This is a genomic window from Tenacibaculum sp. A30 (genome assembly GCF_051200845.1).
Lineage (GTDB): Bacteria > Bacteroidota > Bacteroidia > Flavobacteriales > Flavobacteriaceae > Polaribacter.
The window spans coordinates 1442684-1456964 of the sequence record NZ_CP195160.1; the positions used below are offsets into that span (position 1 = coordinate 1442684).

Genomic DNA, 14281 nt, shown 5'->3' on the forward strand with positions numbered 1-14281 from the left:
AATATTTTTAACATGATTATTCAAAAAACTAGAGAAGAAATAGAATTAATGCGCAAAAGTGCTTTAGTAGTATCAAAAACCTTAGGTATGCTTGCCAAAGAAGTAAAACCTGGAGTTACTACATTATATCTTGATAAACTTGCTGAAGAATTTATTCGTGAGCAAGGTGCTATTCCTGGTTTTTTAGGCTTGTACGATTTCCCAAACACGCTTTGTATGAGTCCTAACTCTCAAGTAGTTCACGGAATTCCAAACAACACGCCATTACAAGAAGGTGATATTATTTCTATTGATTGTGGCGCTATAAAAAATGATTTTTATGGAGATCACGCTTACACATTTGCTGTAGGTGAAATCGCTCCAGAAACTCAAAAATTATTAGACGTTACTAAAGAAAGTTTATACGTAGGTATTCGTGAATTTAAAGTAGGTAATCGCGTAGGTGATGTAGGGTTTGCGATTCAAAACTTTACCGAAAAACATGGCTATGGAGTTGTTCGCGAATTAGTAGGACACGGATTAGGTCGTAAAATGCACGAAGATCCTGAGATGCCTAACTACGGAAAAAGAGGTCGTGGTAAAAAGTTTATTGAAGGTATGGTAGTTGCTATTGAACCAATGACAAACTTAGGTACTCAAAAAATTCGTCAACACAGTGACGGATGGACTATTACTACTTTAGACAACAAACCTTCTGCACACTTTGAGCACGATGTTGCCATTATCGACGGAAAACCTGAGTTATTATCAACTTTTAAGTATATATACGATGCTTTAGGTATTGAAAGTAACGAAGAAGACGAATTCAGACAACAACCTTTAGTTCTATAATTTGTGTCTTTATTCAAAACGATACTAAATACCATCCCAAGACCAATTTTAATTAAAGCTAGTTATTTAGCTAGACCTGTAATTACTTGGTGGTTAAAAGGAGATAAATTTACTGATCCTATTGATGGAAAATCGTTTCGTAAGTTTTTACCTTATGGATATGGTATACAAAGAGAAAATGCACTTTCTCCCTCAACACTATCACTAGAAAGACATCGCTTACTATGGCTTTTTTTACAACAAGAAAGCAACTTTTTTTCTTCAGAGAAAAAACTAAAAGTATTACATATTGCTCCTGAACAGTGTTTTTTAGATCTTTTTAGAAAACAACAAAATCTAGAATACATTACTTCCGATTTAGAATCGCCCATTGCAGATGTAAAAGCAGATATTTGCGACCTTCCTTTTGAAGACAACTCTTTTGATGTAGTGTTTTGTAATCATGTACTAGAACACATCCCTGATGACACTAAGGCAATGCAAGAATTGTATCGAGTAATGAAAGTTGGTGGATTTGGAATTTTTCAAATTCCGCAGGATTTATCTAGAGAAATCACTTTTGAAGACGATTCAATAACCAACCCTAAAGAACGTGCAAAAATCTTCGGTCAGTACGACCATGTTCGTGTGTACGGACGTGATTACTTTAATAAGTTACGCTCTATAGGATTTACAGTTGATGAAATAGACTACACAAAAAAAATCGCTCCAGAAAAACTAGAACGATTTGCTTTAATGAAAGGCGAAATTTTGCCTGTATGTTATAAAAACTAGTTTTCATATTCTGCTAGTTCATCTGTATCGCTATGATACAACAACACTACTTTTAATTCTGGATGTTCTTTGAGAAACTCTTTTGTTTTTTCTAGTCCCATTGCTAAAAAAGCAGTTGCATACGCATCTACATCCGCACAATCTCCTTTTAAACGAACTGACACACTTAACAAATTACTTTCCTCTGCTAATCCTGTTTTTGCATTTACAGTGTGTACTATTTTTTTCCCTTCAGCATTTACCTTATACTTTCTGTAATTACCCGAAGTAGCCATAGATTCATTATCTAAGTCAATTATTTTTTGAACAGAACGTGTTCCGTCAACGTTAGGTTTTTCAATAGCCACTTTCCATAAACTGCCATGTTTTGTTCCTCTAGCTCTAATCTCACCTCCAATTTCCACCAAGTAATCATGAATGTCTTTCGATTCTAAAAACCTTCCAACAACATCTACTCCGTAACCTTTTGCAAAAGCATTTACATTAAACTCTATGTTTTCACTTTCTCTATAAACCCTTCTATCTTTCAATGAAACTTTATCGAATCCAACATTCACCATTAAATCTGCAATTTCTTCCGAAGTTAAATCTTTCTTTTCTTTTCCTGAACCGAACCCGTAAGCATCTATCAATCTACCAATCGTCGGATCAAAATACCCGTCAGTCTCTTTGTATATTTTTTTAGCTTTTTCAAATACTTCAACAAACATATCATCAACCACTATAGTAGTATCTCCTTGATTAATTTTTGAAATATCAGAAGTAGGCATGTAAGTTGACAGTGATTTATTCACTAAATGGAACAAACTATCAATAGATTTTTGATAATTTTCACTGCTCATGTAGGTTATATGATACGTGGTTCCAAAAACACCACCTTCTAATTTAGTCTCCTCTATTTTTTTTTCTTCTTTACAAGATGTAAACAACAATAATGAAACTATTATAAACGTTACTTTTTTGATCATGGTTAAAATTTTGCCACAAAATTAGTGCTTTCAATCTTCATAAAAGATTGTTAATTCTCTTTTTTGTGTCTTCATTTTTATAAATTTGCTCAACTATTAATTATTAATAATACATCTAAAACATAGAATCAAAATGAAAAAAGTATTCTTATTCCTTAGCGCCGCTCTTTTATTAGCATCGTGTGCTTCTACAAAAGAATTAGAGGCTGTTAAGGCTAAACATGAACAAACGAAAGAAGAATTATTAGCGGTTAAAGCTAACTTAACGAAGTGCTTGGTTGAAAAAGAAAATTGCGAAGAAAAAGCGTTCTCTTTAGAATCTAGAGTAACTGAATTAAAGAAAGACAAAGAAAACACTTTACAACAAGTAGAAAACTTAACTGTATTAACAAAAGGAGCTAATGACAACATAAAAGAAACCTTATCTCAGTTAAGCAAAAAAGACAAGTACATCAACAAAATTAGAGAGGCTGCTTCTAAAAAAGACTCTTTAAATTTAGTAGTTGCATTCCACTTAAAAAGAGAATTACAAGACGGTATTGATGACGAAGATATTGAAGTAAATGTTGAAAAAACTGTAGTATTTATTTCTATTTCTGATAAATTATTATTCAAAAGTGGTAGCTATACAATTAACGACAAAGCTTCTAAAGTATTAGAAAAAGTTGCAACTGTAGTTAATGGTCAACCTCAAATGGATGTAATGGTAGAAGGACATACTGATAACACTCCTGTTGCTGCTGGTTCTGCATTAAAAGACAACTGGGGATTAAGCGTTTTACGTTCTACTGCTATTGTTCGTGAATTACAAGGAAAGTACAATGTAGCTCCTGAAAGATTAATTGCTGCTGGTAGAAGTAGCTATGTTCCTTTAGTAGAAAACAACACTCCTGAAAACAAAGCTAAAAACAGACGTACAAAGATTATTATCTTACCAAGATTAAATCAATTCTTTGATTTATTAGATCAAAAAGTAGAATAGTCTTAAAAACATATTCATTAAAAACGTGCTTTTCGCACGTTTTTTTTATGAGTAAAACTCAACCTAGTAAAAAAAGAAAAAAATTAAACTAACACGCTATTTGTCAATCAAATAATTAATTGTACATTTGCAGACCTTTTTAAAGGACAAAAAATTATTAATTATAAACAAAAACTAATCGTGTAATTATGAACACATTAAGTTACAAAACAGTATCGGCTAACAAGAACACTGTAAACAAAGAGTGGGTTTTAGTTGATGCGGACGGGCAAACATTAGGTCGTCTAGCTTCTAAAGTTGCAAAACTTATTAGAGGTAAGTACAAGCCAAATTATACTCCTCACGTAGATTGTGGAGACAACGTTGTAATCATCAACGCTGAAAAGATTAACTTAACTGGTAACAAGTGGGCTGATAAGTCTTACATCCGTCACACAGGATATCCAGGAGGTCAAAGATCATTAACTGCTACAGAAATGTTCGAAAAAGATCCTACAAGAATCATCGAAAAAGCAGTAAAAGGTATGTTACCTAAAAACAAATTAGGTAGTGCGTTATTCAGAAACTTATATGTTTACGCAGGAACAGAGCATGGTCAAGAAGCTCAAAAACCTAAAGCTATTAACCTTAACGATCTTAAATAATTATGGAAACTGTACACAAAATAGGTAGAAGAAAAACAGCTGTTGCTCGTGTTTATGTTTCTCAAGGAAGTGGAAACATCACTATCAACAAAAGAGAGTTTAAAAACTATTTCACTACACCAACTTTACAATACAAGGTTCAACAACCTTTAATGTTAACTGAAAACTTAGAGGCTTACGATATCAAAGTAAACGTTTACGGTGGTGGTGTTACTGGTCAAGCTGAAGCTATTCGTTTAGCAATTACTAGAGCATTAGTAGCTATTAACGAAGAAGACAAAGCAGTATTAAAGCCAGAAGGATTATTAACTCGTGATCCAAGAATGGTTGAACGTAAGAAATTCGGTCAGAAGAAAGCACGTAAGAAATTCCAGTTCTCTAAACGTTAATCGTTTATTGGAACTGTTATTTATAAATCAATTTTTAACAGTTTAGTATCTAAATACTTCAGACTCCCGACGCTTCGGGACTACTTAAAGTATTGCGAAAACAGAACGTAAACACATTTATTAAAATGGCAAACATTCAAGAATTATTAGAAAGTGGTGTTCACTTTGGACACTTAACTAGAAAATGGAACCCAAACATGGCTCCATACATCTATACAGAGCGTAATGGTGTACACATCATCGATTTGTATAAAACTTCAGCTAAAATTGACGAGGCTTCTGCTGCGTTACAAAAAATAGCTAACTCAGGACGTAAAATCTTATTCGTTGCAACTAAGAAGCAAGCTAAAGATATCGTTGCTGAAAAAGCGAAAGCTGTAAACATGCCTTACATCACTGAAAGATGGCCAGGTGGTATGTTAACTAACTTCGTTACTATTCGTAAAGCCGTAAAGAAAATGGCTTCTATTGATAGAATGAAGACTGATGGTTCTTTCGACGCTTTATCAAAAAGAGAAAAATTACAAATCAACCGTCAACGTGAAAAATTAGAAAAGAACTTAGGTTCAATTTCTGATATGACTCGTTTACCAGGAGCTTTATTTGTAATTGACGTAAAGAAAGAACACATTGCTATTGCTGAAGCACAAAAATTAAACATTCCAATCTTTGCAATGGTTGATACAAACTCTGATCCAAGACCGATTGATTTTGTAATTCCTGCAAACGATGACGCTTCAAAATCTATCGATAAAGTATTATCGTATGTAACTGATGCAATTGCAGAAGGCTTAACTGAAAGAAAAGCTGACAAAGAAAAAGCTAAAGCTGATAAAACAGCTGACGCTCCAGCATCTGAAGAAGCATAATAATTTTAATTTAAAGGTTTCATTACATTGAAGCCTTTAAATTTTTATACCTTACAACAATTAATTACAATTAAAAAATAACGATAGAAATGTCAGTAAAAATTAGCGCTGCAGACGTAAAAAAATTAAGAGAAACTACCGGAGCTGGTATGATGGATTGTAAAAAAGCATTAGTAGAAGCAGAAGGTGACTTTGATAAAGCTATTGAAATTTTACGTAAAAAAGGACAAAAGATCGCTGCTAAAAGAGCAGATCGTGAGTCTACTGAAGGTGTAGCTATTACAAAAATTAGCGATGACAATACTTATGGAGTTGCTATCGTATTAGCATGTGAAACAGATTTCGTAGCTAAAAATGATTCTTTCAAAGAATTAGCTCAAGAATTTGTAGACATCGCTTTTAACTACAATACAAAAGAGGAGTTTTTAGCTGCTGATTTTGGAGGAATGACTGTTGCTGAGAAATTAATCGAGCAAACAGGAGTTATCGGTGAAAAAATCGATATCACTGCTTTCGAAAAAATCGAAGCACCATACGTAGGAGCTTATACTCACGTTGGAAAAATTGCTGCAATGGTAGGTTTAACTGCTGTAGTAGACAACGCTGCTGAGTTAACTAAAGACTTAGCTATGCAAGCTGCTTCAATGGGAGCTGTTTCTTTATCTTACAAAGATTTTGATCCTGCTTATGTAGCTTCTGAAACTGAAGCTAGAATCGCTGCAATTATTAAAGATAACGAAGAGTTAGCTCGTTTAGGTAAAACCTTAAAGAACGTACCTCAATTCGTATCTAGATTACAGTTAACTGATGAAGCTATGGCTCAAGCTGAAAATGAAGCTAAAGAGCAATTAAAAGCTGAAGGTAAACCAGAACAAATCTGGGACAAAATCTTACCAGGTAAAATGGAAAGATTTATCTCTGATAACACAACTTTAGATCAAGAACAATGTTTATTAGATCAAAAGTTCATCAAAGATGAAAAGAAAACTGTTGCAGAATATGTTTCTTCTTACGGTGACGTTGAAGTTAAAAACTTCGTAAGAGTTACTTTAGGATAATTCTCAACAATCATATTTATAGAAAACCATCCATTTTTTGGATGGTTTTTTATTATTATGTATTATTTCTTAATTACACGAAAAAATAAGTGTTTCACTTCCTTTTTTACGTGAAACATTTACCACTCTAAATTTTCAATCACATATCTTTACAAAAAATAACTAAATTTATAATTGATATGAAAAACAGAAAGAGCAAAATTGCCAACATTTTTAAGACAACAATTCTTTTAATAGTTTTCTCACTACTATTAGTCAATTGTGAAAATGAAAACTTAATAGAGACACAAAACGATTTTATTAATAAAGTAAAAAACAAAATAAATACTGATTTAATGGAACTCCCTTACACTAAGGATAACTTGACAGTAGACTGGAATAATTATACAATTATTAAAAAAAACGATATTGAATATTATGAATTTAAAACAGAATTCATACACCCTCTTAAAAATAATTCAGAAATTTTAAACACTCCAAGCTTTTATCTAATTGCCTATAAATCAAATAATATTATTGAAATTAAATATTTGGAAATAAGAGCTTATGACTATAGTTTAGAAAAAAAACCTATAAACTTCATTAAGTTAGGCTCTTTCTCAGGCTCTTTCCGGTATTTTAACATTAACGGAAACCTAGAGAACTCAGAAGCTTATATAGAAGGTTATTTAATAAAATCAGATATAGAAAATTACTTAACCTTAAAAAGAGTTACTTATAAGGGAGCTAAAAGTGATGGGACTTTTCAGGCAAAAGTTCAACCTTGTACCGAGGTTCCTTCAGTACTTTATGTTCATGAAACCACACATCATTATACCGATTATTATAATCAATGTAATTCTTGTACTAGTGCTGATGGAAAAATATATCAGGATAATGATGGAAATACCTATATATATGTAAAAACAATATATAATGGATTTAGCACCCAAACTTATACATACACTACATATTCTTGTGACACGCCACATACAGGAGATGAAGTGTATAAATCGGAATATTTAAGAGAACAGGAATTAATAGACGCTTATGAATGTGATTGTGAGTGCTCTGGAACCGAAACGGAATATACTACTGACTTAGATAGTAACATGGAGCCCAAATGGGGTCAATTAGCAACAAGGCAAGAGATACTTAATGAGATATCTAGTATAGATAATCTTTCTAATCTATCTTTTGATAAACAAATAGATGAGTTAATAAATCATTTCAATCAAAACTTGAAATATTCCACTACTTTACCTATTAAAATTTTAAACCCAGAAAATGATGTTAATAGGTATATATATACAGGTGTCGCTGGGTGGTTGGATTTTCATCATGTGTTTAAACTATTTAAGTGGGCAAGAGATAAAGGTCCAATAAATGCTTTATTGGCAGGAGAAATGGGTGAGTTAATTCAAAATTTAAAAGGTAATTATAGTGCTTATTCATATGAAGATTTACCATCTAATAATGTAGGAGTTGCTTTATTTCTTCGCTTTGGTCAACAATTACAAAACGGAACCCTATCATGGCAAGAAGCAGTAGGCAAAGCCTTAGATGAAATGAAGTCAAAACAACCAGAAAGCGCTCCAAACTTCAATTATATCCCTTTTTTACTTAAAGAAAACTACCCGAAAAACTTTACTTACAAACCTTTAACTGGATTGGCTTTAGAACAATATCACAAAAAAGAATTTTGCAAGTTAACCCTATCACAACAGAATAACATTAAAGAAGTTCACAAAAATTTTAGAAGATAATGAAAAACAAAGCTTTAATAACATTTCTAATAATTATTTTCACTTCTTGCTCAAAAGGGTATAAATCTATTGAAAAAGAAGTTCTCAAGAGTTTTAAAAGTATAGAATTATGTAATGAAAATATCAAAAGTGAAAATAGTCTCATAATAGAAGATAGACATCTAACAGAGCTGAAAAAATTAAATAAGAATTACAACAATATTCGCGTGTTTAATAAAGAAAATGACATAGAATATCTTTTAAGAAAAGAAAAGAACAACTATTATTTTTTTGATACAGAAATTTATCAATCTTTATTTTATCTTAAAAATAAAAACCAAGAATACAATTTATATGGCATTGAAAAAATTAACGAAATAGGAGAGCTTAACCCAAAATTTTTTGAAATAGATGCCTTTAAAACAATTAAATTAAATAAAATAAAAGATAATTGGTATTTTATTACAAAAGAATATAACGCTGATTAATTATCTAGAAAATACGATTTTAATACTATGAACGCTATTCTGAAGGCTTCGCCTTTTATGAATAGGGAAATCTTTACCTTCTTAAAACTCTCAAAAAAAATATGTAGCTTTGCACAACTTTCAACAAAACAAATGCAATACAAAAGAATCCTTTTAAAATTAAGTGGTGAAGCACTGATGGGAGAGCGCCAATACGGTATCGACCCAAAAAGACTTAAAGAATACGCACAAGAAATTAAAGAAGTAGTAGATAAAGGTGTAGAAGTAGCTATTGTTATTGGTGGTGGTAATATTTTTAGAGGTGTTGCTGGTGCTAGTAATGGTATGGATCGCGTTCAAGGAGATCATATGGGTATGTTAGCAACTTGTATTAACGGTTTAGCCTTACAAAGTGCTTTAGAAGACGAAGGTATTCACACCCGTTTACAAACCGCTATCGAAATTAAAGAAATTGCAGAGCCTTACATTAAGCGTCGTGCAAACAGACATTTAGAAAAAGGACGTGTTGTTATTTTTGGTGGAGGAACTGGAAATCCTTACTTTACTACAGATACAGCTGCAGTTTTAAGAGCGATTGAAATTAATGCTGATGCTATTTTAAAAGGAACCAGAGTAGATGGTATTTACAATGCTGATCCTGAAAAAAATAAAGATGCTGTTAAATATGAAAACATTACCTTTAAAGACGTTATTGATAAAGGCTTAAAAGTAATGGACATGACAGCTTTCACTTTAAGCGAAGAAAACAAATTACCTATTATTGTTTTTGATATGAACACGAAAGGAAACTTATTAAAGTTAATTTCTGGTGAAAATATTGGAACAATAGTTGATAACGAATAAACTGAAAAATTACCCTCATACTGTTTGAGGTTTTAAATACGAACAAAATGACTGAAGAAATTGATTTTATTTTAGATTCGACCAAAGAGGCAATGAATGGTGCTATTGAGCATTTAGTAAAAGAATTGCGTAGTATTAGAGCTGGTAAAGCATCTCCTACCATGTTAGCAAACGTACAGGTAGATTATTACGGGTCTGCAACTCCGTTAGGACAAGTTGCCAACGTAAACACACCAGACGCTAGAACAATTTCTATTCAACCTTGGGAAAAAAACATGTTACAAGAAATAGAAAAAGCAATTATGCTTGCTAATCTTGGTTTTAACCCAATGAACAATGGAGAAAATATTATCATTAACGTTCCACCATTAACAGAAGAGCGTCGTAAAGATTTAGCGAAACAAGCTAAAGCCGAAGCTGAACATGCTAAAGTAGGAGTTCGTAATGCTCGTAAAGAGGCGAATAACGATATCAAAAAATTAGACGTTTCTGATGATATGAAAAAGAACGCTGAAGCTGATATCCAAAAGTTAACTGATAATTACGTAAAAGAAATTGACGAGAAATTTGTAGTTAAAGAAAAGGAAATTATGACCGTTTAATTTCTTTTTGAAAATAATAGAAAAAAGGGCGTTTTAAAACGCCCTTTTTTCGTTTAATTAGTTCATTTAGCATAAATTTGCTAAAATTTTTTTTGGATGACTTTTTGGACTAAAATCGCAGGATTCATATTGCGAAATCGTTACTTAGTTTTACTTACTATTGCTCTTATAACTGGGTTCTTAGTCACCCAAACAAAACACATGCGCTTCTCTTATACAGAAGCCAATTTACTTCCTACCGATCACGAAGCAAATATTGAGTACAATAAATTTTTAGAAATTTTTGGTGAAGAAGGAAATCTAGTAATCTTAGGAGTAAAAGATTCTACAATTTTTACTCCTGAAAAATTCAATGCTTGGAATAAACTTGTAAAGGATTTAGACAGTTTACCTCAAGTGGATTTCACAGTTTCTGTATCTGATGTTCAACAATTAAAGGCAGACAGAAAACAACGTAAGTTTGTTATTGAACCTTTATTTGATAAAGCTCCAACAACCAACGAAGAAGTTACAGAAATTAAAAACCAGCTTTTTGAGAAGCTTCCGTTTTACAATAATTTATTATACAACGACAAAGGTGTTTTGCAAACCGCTATATACCTAAATAAAGATATCGTTAACACACCTGTTCGTAAAGATTTTGTTATGGATCTTTTAATTCCAACAGTTGAATCTTTCGAAAAGAAACATAGTGTAGATGTTCGCATTTCTGGTATGCCCTATATACGAACTTTAAACTCTCAGAATATTACAGATGAAATGGGAATTTTTGTAGTAGGTGCTTTACTTATTACAGCCATTATTTTCTTCTTTTTCTTCCGTTCGTTTAGAGCAACGTTCATCACTTTACTTGTTGTTGGTATTGGAGTTACTTGGGCGTTTGGTTTTATCGGTCTTTTAGGATATGAAATCACTGTATTGTCTGCCTTAATTCCACCGTTAATTATTGTTATTGGAGTTCCTAATGCAGTATTCCTCATCAATAAATACCAACAAGAAGTAAAAAAACACGGTAACCAAGCAAAGTCATTACAACGTGTTATTTCAAAAGTTGGAAATGCTACTTTGATGACTAACATTACTACCGCATCTGGTTTTGCGACCTTTATTTTTGTGAAGAGTCAATTAATGCGTGAATTCGGAATTTTAGCTTCAATAAACATCATCAGTATTTTTATTTTGGCTTTATTAATTATTCCAATTATATACAGTTTCATGCCGCTTCCAGAGCAAAAACATTTAAACCATTTAGAGAAAAAATGGATGGAAAATGTAGTAAACTGGATGGAAAATATGGTAAAAAAACAACGAATTGCCATTTACATTACCACAGTTTCTATTATCATCTTCAGTATGATTGGAATCTACATGATACGTGTATCTGGTAGTTTGATTGAAGATATGCCTAAAGGAAAACAATTCTATAAAGACATTAAGTTTTTTGAATCTGAGTTTGGAGGAATCATGCCGTTAGAAATTTTGATTGACACCAAAAGAGAAAAAGGTGTGATGAAACTTTCTACCTTGAAAAAGATGGAAGAGCTAAATGAAGCTATTGAAACTTTCCCTGAACTTTCTAAGCCAATATCGGTAACCAACTTGGTAAAATATTCAAAACAGGCTTACTATAACGGTAATCCGAAGTACTATCAATTGCCAACAGGTCAGGAAAAGAGTTACATTTTTGCCTACACAAAAAATTCAGATAGCAACTCTGGAATGCTAAAGAATTTCGTAGACAGTACTGGGCGCTATGCTCGTATCACTACTTTTATGAAAGACATCGGTACTGATAAAATGGATGTTATTCAAGAGCGTTTACAAGCTGTAATAAAAAAACAATTCCCTGATGAAAACTTCAATGTTTCACTAACTGGTAAAGCCTTAGTTTTCTTAAAAGGAACAAACTATTTAATTAAAAACTTAGTTATTTCATTATCGTTAGCGATCATATTAATCTCAATTTTTATGGCATGGATGTTCCGTTCGCCTCAAATGATATTAATTTCATTAATACCTAACATGCTTCCTTTATTAATTACTGGTGGATTGATGGGCTTTTTAGACATTCCTATAAAACCTTCAACTATTTTAGTTTTTAGTATTGCTTTTGGTATTTCTGTAGACGATACCATTCACTTTTTAGCTAAGTATAGACAAGAACTGTTAAGTAATAATTGGAAGATTAAACCTGCAGTATATTCTGCCTTACGTGAAACAGGTGTAAGTATGTTTTACACTTCAATCGTACTTTTCTTCGGATTCTTAGTGTTTACAGTTTCTAGTTTTGGAGGAACAATAGCATTAGGTGGATTAGTATCGGTGACCTTATTATTAGCAATGGTTTCAAACTTATTGTTATTACCTTCTCTTCTTCTTTCTTTTGAAAAGAAAATAGCTAACAAAAAAGTTTTAAAAGAAACTAAGTTTAAAATTCTTCCTCCGAAAGACGAAGATAAGTAAACATCAAGTACATTCTTACCCTGTCTTCATTGCTCAATTAATAGCAAAAAAGTATCTTTGCTTGATTTTATTGAAGACTTAAACGTCGATGACGTAGGTAATTATAAAACACACAGTGAGATGATTAAATTTCACTGTCGATACATCAACAAATTATCATATTTAAAACAGATGAAAAGAAGTAGCATTAAAGAATTATTACAATCTGACAAGATTTTACAAGAAGTACACGTAAAAGGATGGGTAAGAACTTTTAGAAGCAATCGTTTTATTGCTCTAAATGATGGTTCTACTATTAATAATATTCAGTGTGTTGTAGATTTTGAAAATGCTGACGAAACTTTATTAAAAAGAATAAATACAGGAGCTGCAGTAAGTATTCATGGTACATTAGCTGAAAGTCAAGGAAAAGGACAATCTGTAGAAATTCAAGTAACTAATTTAGAAATTTTAGGAGATTCTAATCCTGATGAGTATCCTATTCAACCTAAACAACATAGTTTTGAGTTCTTACGTGAAAATGCACATTTACGTGTAAGAACCAATACATTCAGTGCTGTAATGCGCTTACGTTCTGCATTATCGTTTGCTGTTCATCAATACTTTCAAAAAGAAGGTTTTTATTACGTAAACACACCAATCATTACAGGTTCGGATGCTGAAGGTGCTGGTGAAATGTTTAAGGTTACCAATTTTGAAGCAAACAAAGCTCCTTTAAACGAAGAAGGAAAAGTTGATTATACCAAAGATTTCTTCGGAAAAGAAACTAACTTAACAGTTTCTGGACAATTAGAAGCTGAAACCTATGCTATGGCATTAGGTAAAGTATATACATTTGGACCTACTTTTAGGGCTGAAAACTCAAACACTACACGTCACTTGGCTGAATTCTGGATGATTGAACCAGAGGTTGCATTTAACGATTTAGATGCAAACATGGATTTGTCTGAAGACTTTATCAAGTATGTATTACAATACGTTTTAGATAACTGTCAAGACGATTTAGCCTTTTTAGATAGTCGTTTAGCACAAGAGGAGAAAAAGAAACCTCAAGCTGAGCGTAGTGAAATGGGCTTACTAGAAAAATTACGATTTGTAGTTGACAACAACTTTAAACGTGTAAGCTATACAGAAGCTATTGAAATTTTACGTAATTCTAAGCCAAACAAAAAGAAGAAATTCCAATTCCCAGTAAACGAATGGGGTGTGGATTTACAATCTGAACACGAGCGTTATTTAGTAGAAAAACACTTTAAATGTCCGGTAATTTTATTTGATTATCCAGCAAATATTAAAGCGTTTTACATGCGTTTAAATGAAGATGGAAAAACTGTTCGCGCAATGGATGTATTATTCCCTGGAATTGGTGAAATGGTAGGAGGATCGCAAAGAGAAGAGCGTTTAGAAGTTTTACAAGAAAAAATGGCTGCCTTAAATATTCCAGAAGAAGAATTATGGTGGTATTTAGATACTCGTAAATTCGGAACTGCTGTGCATTCTGGTTTTGGTTTAGGTTTTGAGCGCTTGGTATTATTTACTACAGGTATGAGTAACATTCGTGATGTTATACCTTTCCCAAGAACACCGCAAAACGCTGAGTTTTAAAAAAATCATAAAACTTATAAATAACAATCGTCATTCCTCAG

The 14281-nt window shown here is 32.2% G+C and carries 14 protein-coding genes; 13 read left to right on the forward strand and 1 reads right to left on the reverse strand.

Translation table 11 applies throughout. The features are described from left to right. Positions 1 to 12 precede the first annotated feature (12 nt). Both map and ACR9ES_RS06935 read left to right on the forward strand, forming a co-directional pair. Entirely contained in the window at positions 13 to 831 is an 819-nt protein-coding gene (gene map / locus ACR9ES_RS06930) for a type I methionyl aminopeptidase (RefSeq protein WP_435253678.1), read from the forward strand. 3 nt (positions 832 to 834) lie between these two features. Then, positions 835 to 1605, forward strand: a complete 771-nt coding sequence (locus ACR9ES_RS06935; protein WP_435253679.1) for a class I SAM-dependent methyltransferase — start codon at positions 835 to 837, stop codon at positions 1603 to 1605. Here the strand turns inward: ACR9ES_RS06935 and ACR9ES_RS06940 are convergent. Then, on the reverse strand, positions 1602 to 2573 hold the full coding sequence (locus ACR9ES_RS06940) for an FAD:protein FMN transferase (RefSeq protein WP_435253680.1): 972 nt from the start codon (positions 2571 to 2573) through the stop codon (positions 1602 to 1604). The two genes, ACR9ES_RS06935 and ACR9ES_RS06940, sit on opposite strands and share 4 nt — an antisense overlap. A gap of 133 nt (positions 2574 to 2706) precedes the next feature. Here ACR9ES_RS06940 and ACR9ES_RS06945 point away from each other — a divergent pair, with 133 nt between their 5' ends. The 11 genes from ACR9ES_RS06945 to asnS all read left to right on the forward strand — a co-directional run bounded on the left by ACR9ES_RS06945 (position 2707) and on the right by asnS (position 14240). Beyond that, entirely contained in the window at positions 2707 to 3555 is an 849-nt protein-coding gene (locus tag ACR9ES_RS06945; protein ID WP_274633334.1) for an OmpA/MotB family protein, read from the forward strand. Positions 3556 to 3743: 188 nt separating this feature from the next. Beyond that, on the forward strand, positions 3744 to 4199 hold the full coding sequence (gene rplM / locus ACR9ES_RS06950; protein ID WP_408036731.1) for a 50S ribosomal protein L13: 456 nt from the start codon (positions 3744 to 3746) through the stop codon (positions 4197 to 4199). Between the two features lie 2 nt (positions 4200 to 4201). Further along, on the forward strand, positions 4202 to 4588 hold the full coding sequence (gene rpsI, locus ACR9ES_RS06955) for a 30S ribosomal protein S9 (RefSeq protein ID WP_408036733.1): 387 nt from the start codon (positions 4202 to 4204) through the stop codon (positions 4586 to 4588). A gap of 125 nt (positions 4589 to 4713) precedes the next feature. After that, positions 4714 to 5457 carry a 30S ribosomal protein S2 gene (gene rpsB, locus ACR9ES_RS06960; RefSeq protein ID WP_274633337.1) on the forward strand — a complete coding sequence of 248 codons (744 nt, stop codon included), beginning with the start codon at positions 4714 to 4716 and terminating at the stop codon, positions 5455 to 5457. Positions 5458 to 5546: 89 nt separating this feature from the next. Continuing rightward, positions 5547 to 6515 carry a translation elongation factor Ts gene (gene tsf / locus ACR9ES_RS06965; protein ID WP_435253681.1) on the forward strand — a complete coding sequence of 323 codons (969 nt, stop codon included), beginning with the start codon at positions 5547 to 5549 and terminating at the stop codon, positions 6513 to 6515. Between the two features lie 179 nt (positions 6516 to 6694). After that, positions 6695 to 8260: a hypothetical protein gene (locus ACR9ES_RS06970; protein ID WP_435253682.1), complete on the forward strand. Its 1566-nt coding sequence runs from the start codon at positions 6695 to 6697 to the stop codon at positions 8258 to 8260. Beyond that, positions 8260 to 8727, forward strand: a complete 468-nt coding sequence (locus tag ACR9ES_RS06975) for a hypothetical protein (RefSeq protein ID WP_435253683.1) — start codon at positions 8260 to 8262, stop codon at positions 8725 to 8727. Before ACR9ES_RS06970 ends, ACR9ES_RS06975 begins: the two co-directional genes overlap by 1 nt. 132 nt (positions 8728 to 8859) lie before the next feature. Continuing rightward, positions 8860 to 9570: a UMP kinase gene (gene pyrH / locus ACR9ES_RS06980; RefSeq protein ID WP_274633340.1), complete on the forward strand. Its 711-nt coding sequence runs from the start codon at positions 8860 to 8862 to the stop codon at positions 9568 to 9570. A 47-nt stretch (positions 9571 to 9617) separates the two neighbouring features. Continuing rightward, entirely contained in the window at positions 9618 to 10172 is a 555-nt protein-coding gene (frr, locus tag ACR9ES_RS06985) for a ribosome recycling factor (RefSeq protein ID WP_435253684.1), read from the forward strand. Between the two features lie 96 nt (positions 10173 to 10268). Next, positions 10269 to 12635: an efflux RND transporter permease subunit gene (locus ACR9ES_RS06990; protein WP_435253685.1), complete on the forward strand. Its 2367-nt coding sequence runs from the start codon at positions 10269 to 10271 to the stop codon at positions 12633 to 12635. A gap of 171 nt (positions 12636 to 12806) precedes the next feature. Continuing rightward, positions 12807 to 14240, forward strand: a complete 1434-nt coding sequence (asnS, locus tag ACR9ES_RS06995; protein WP_274633343.1) for an asparagine--tRNA ligase — start codon at positions 12807 to 12809, stop codon at positions 14238 to 14240. Positions 14241 to 14281: the final 41 nt, after the last annotated feature.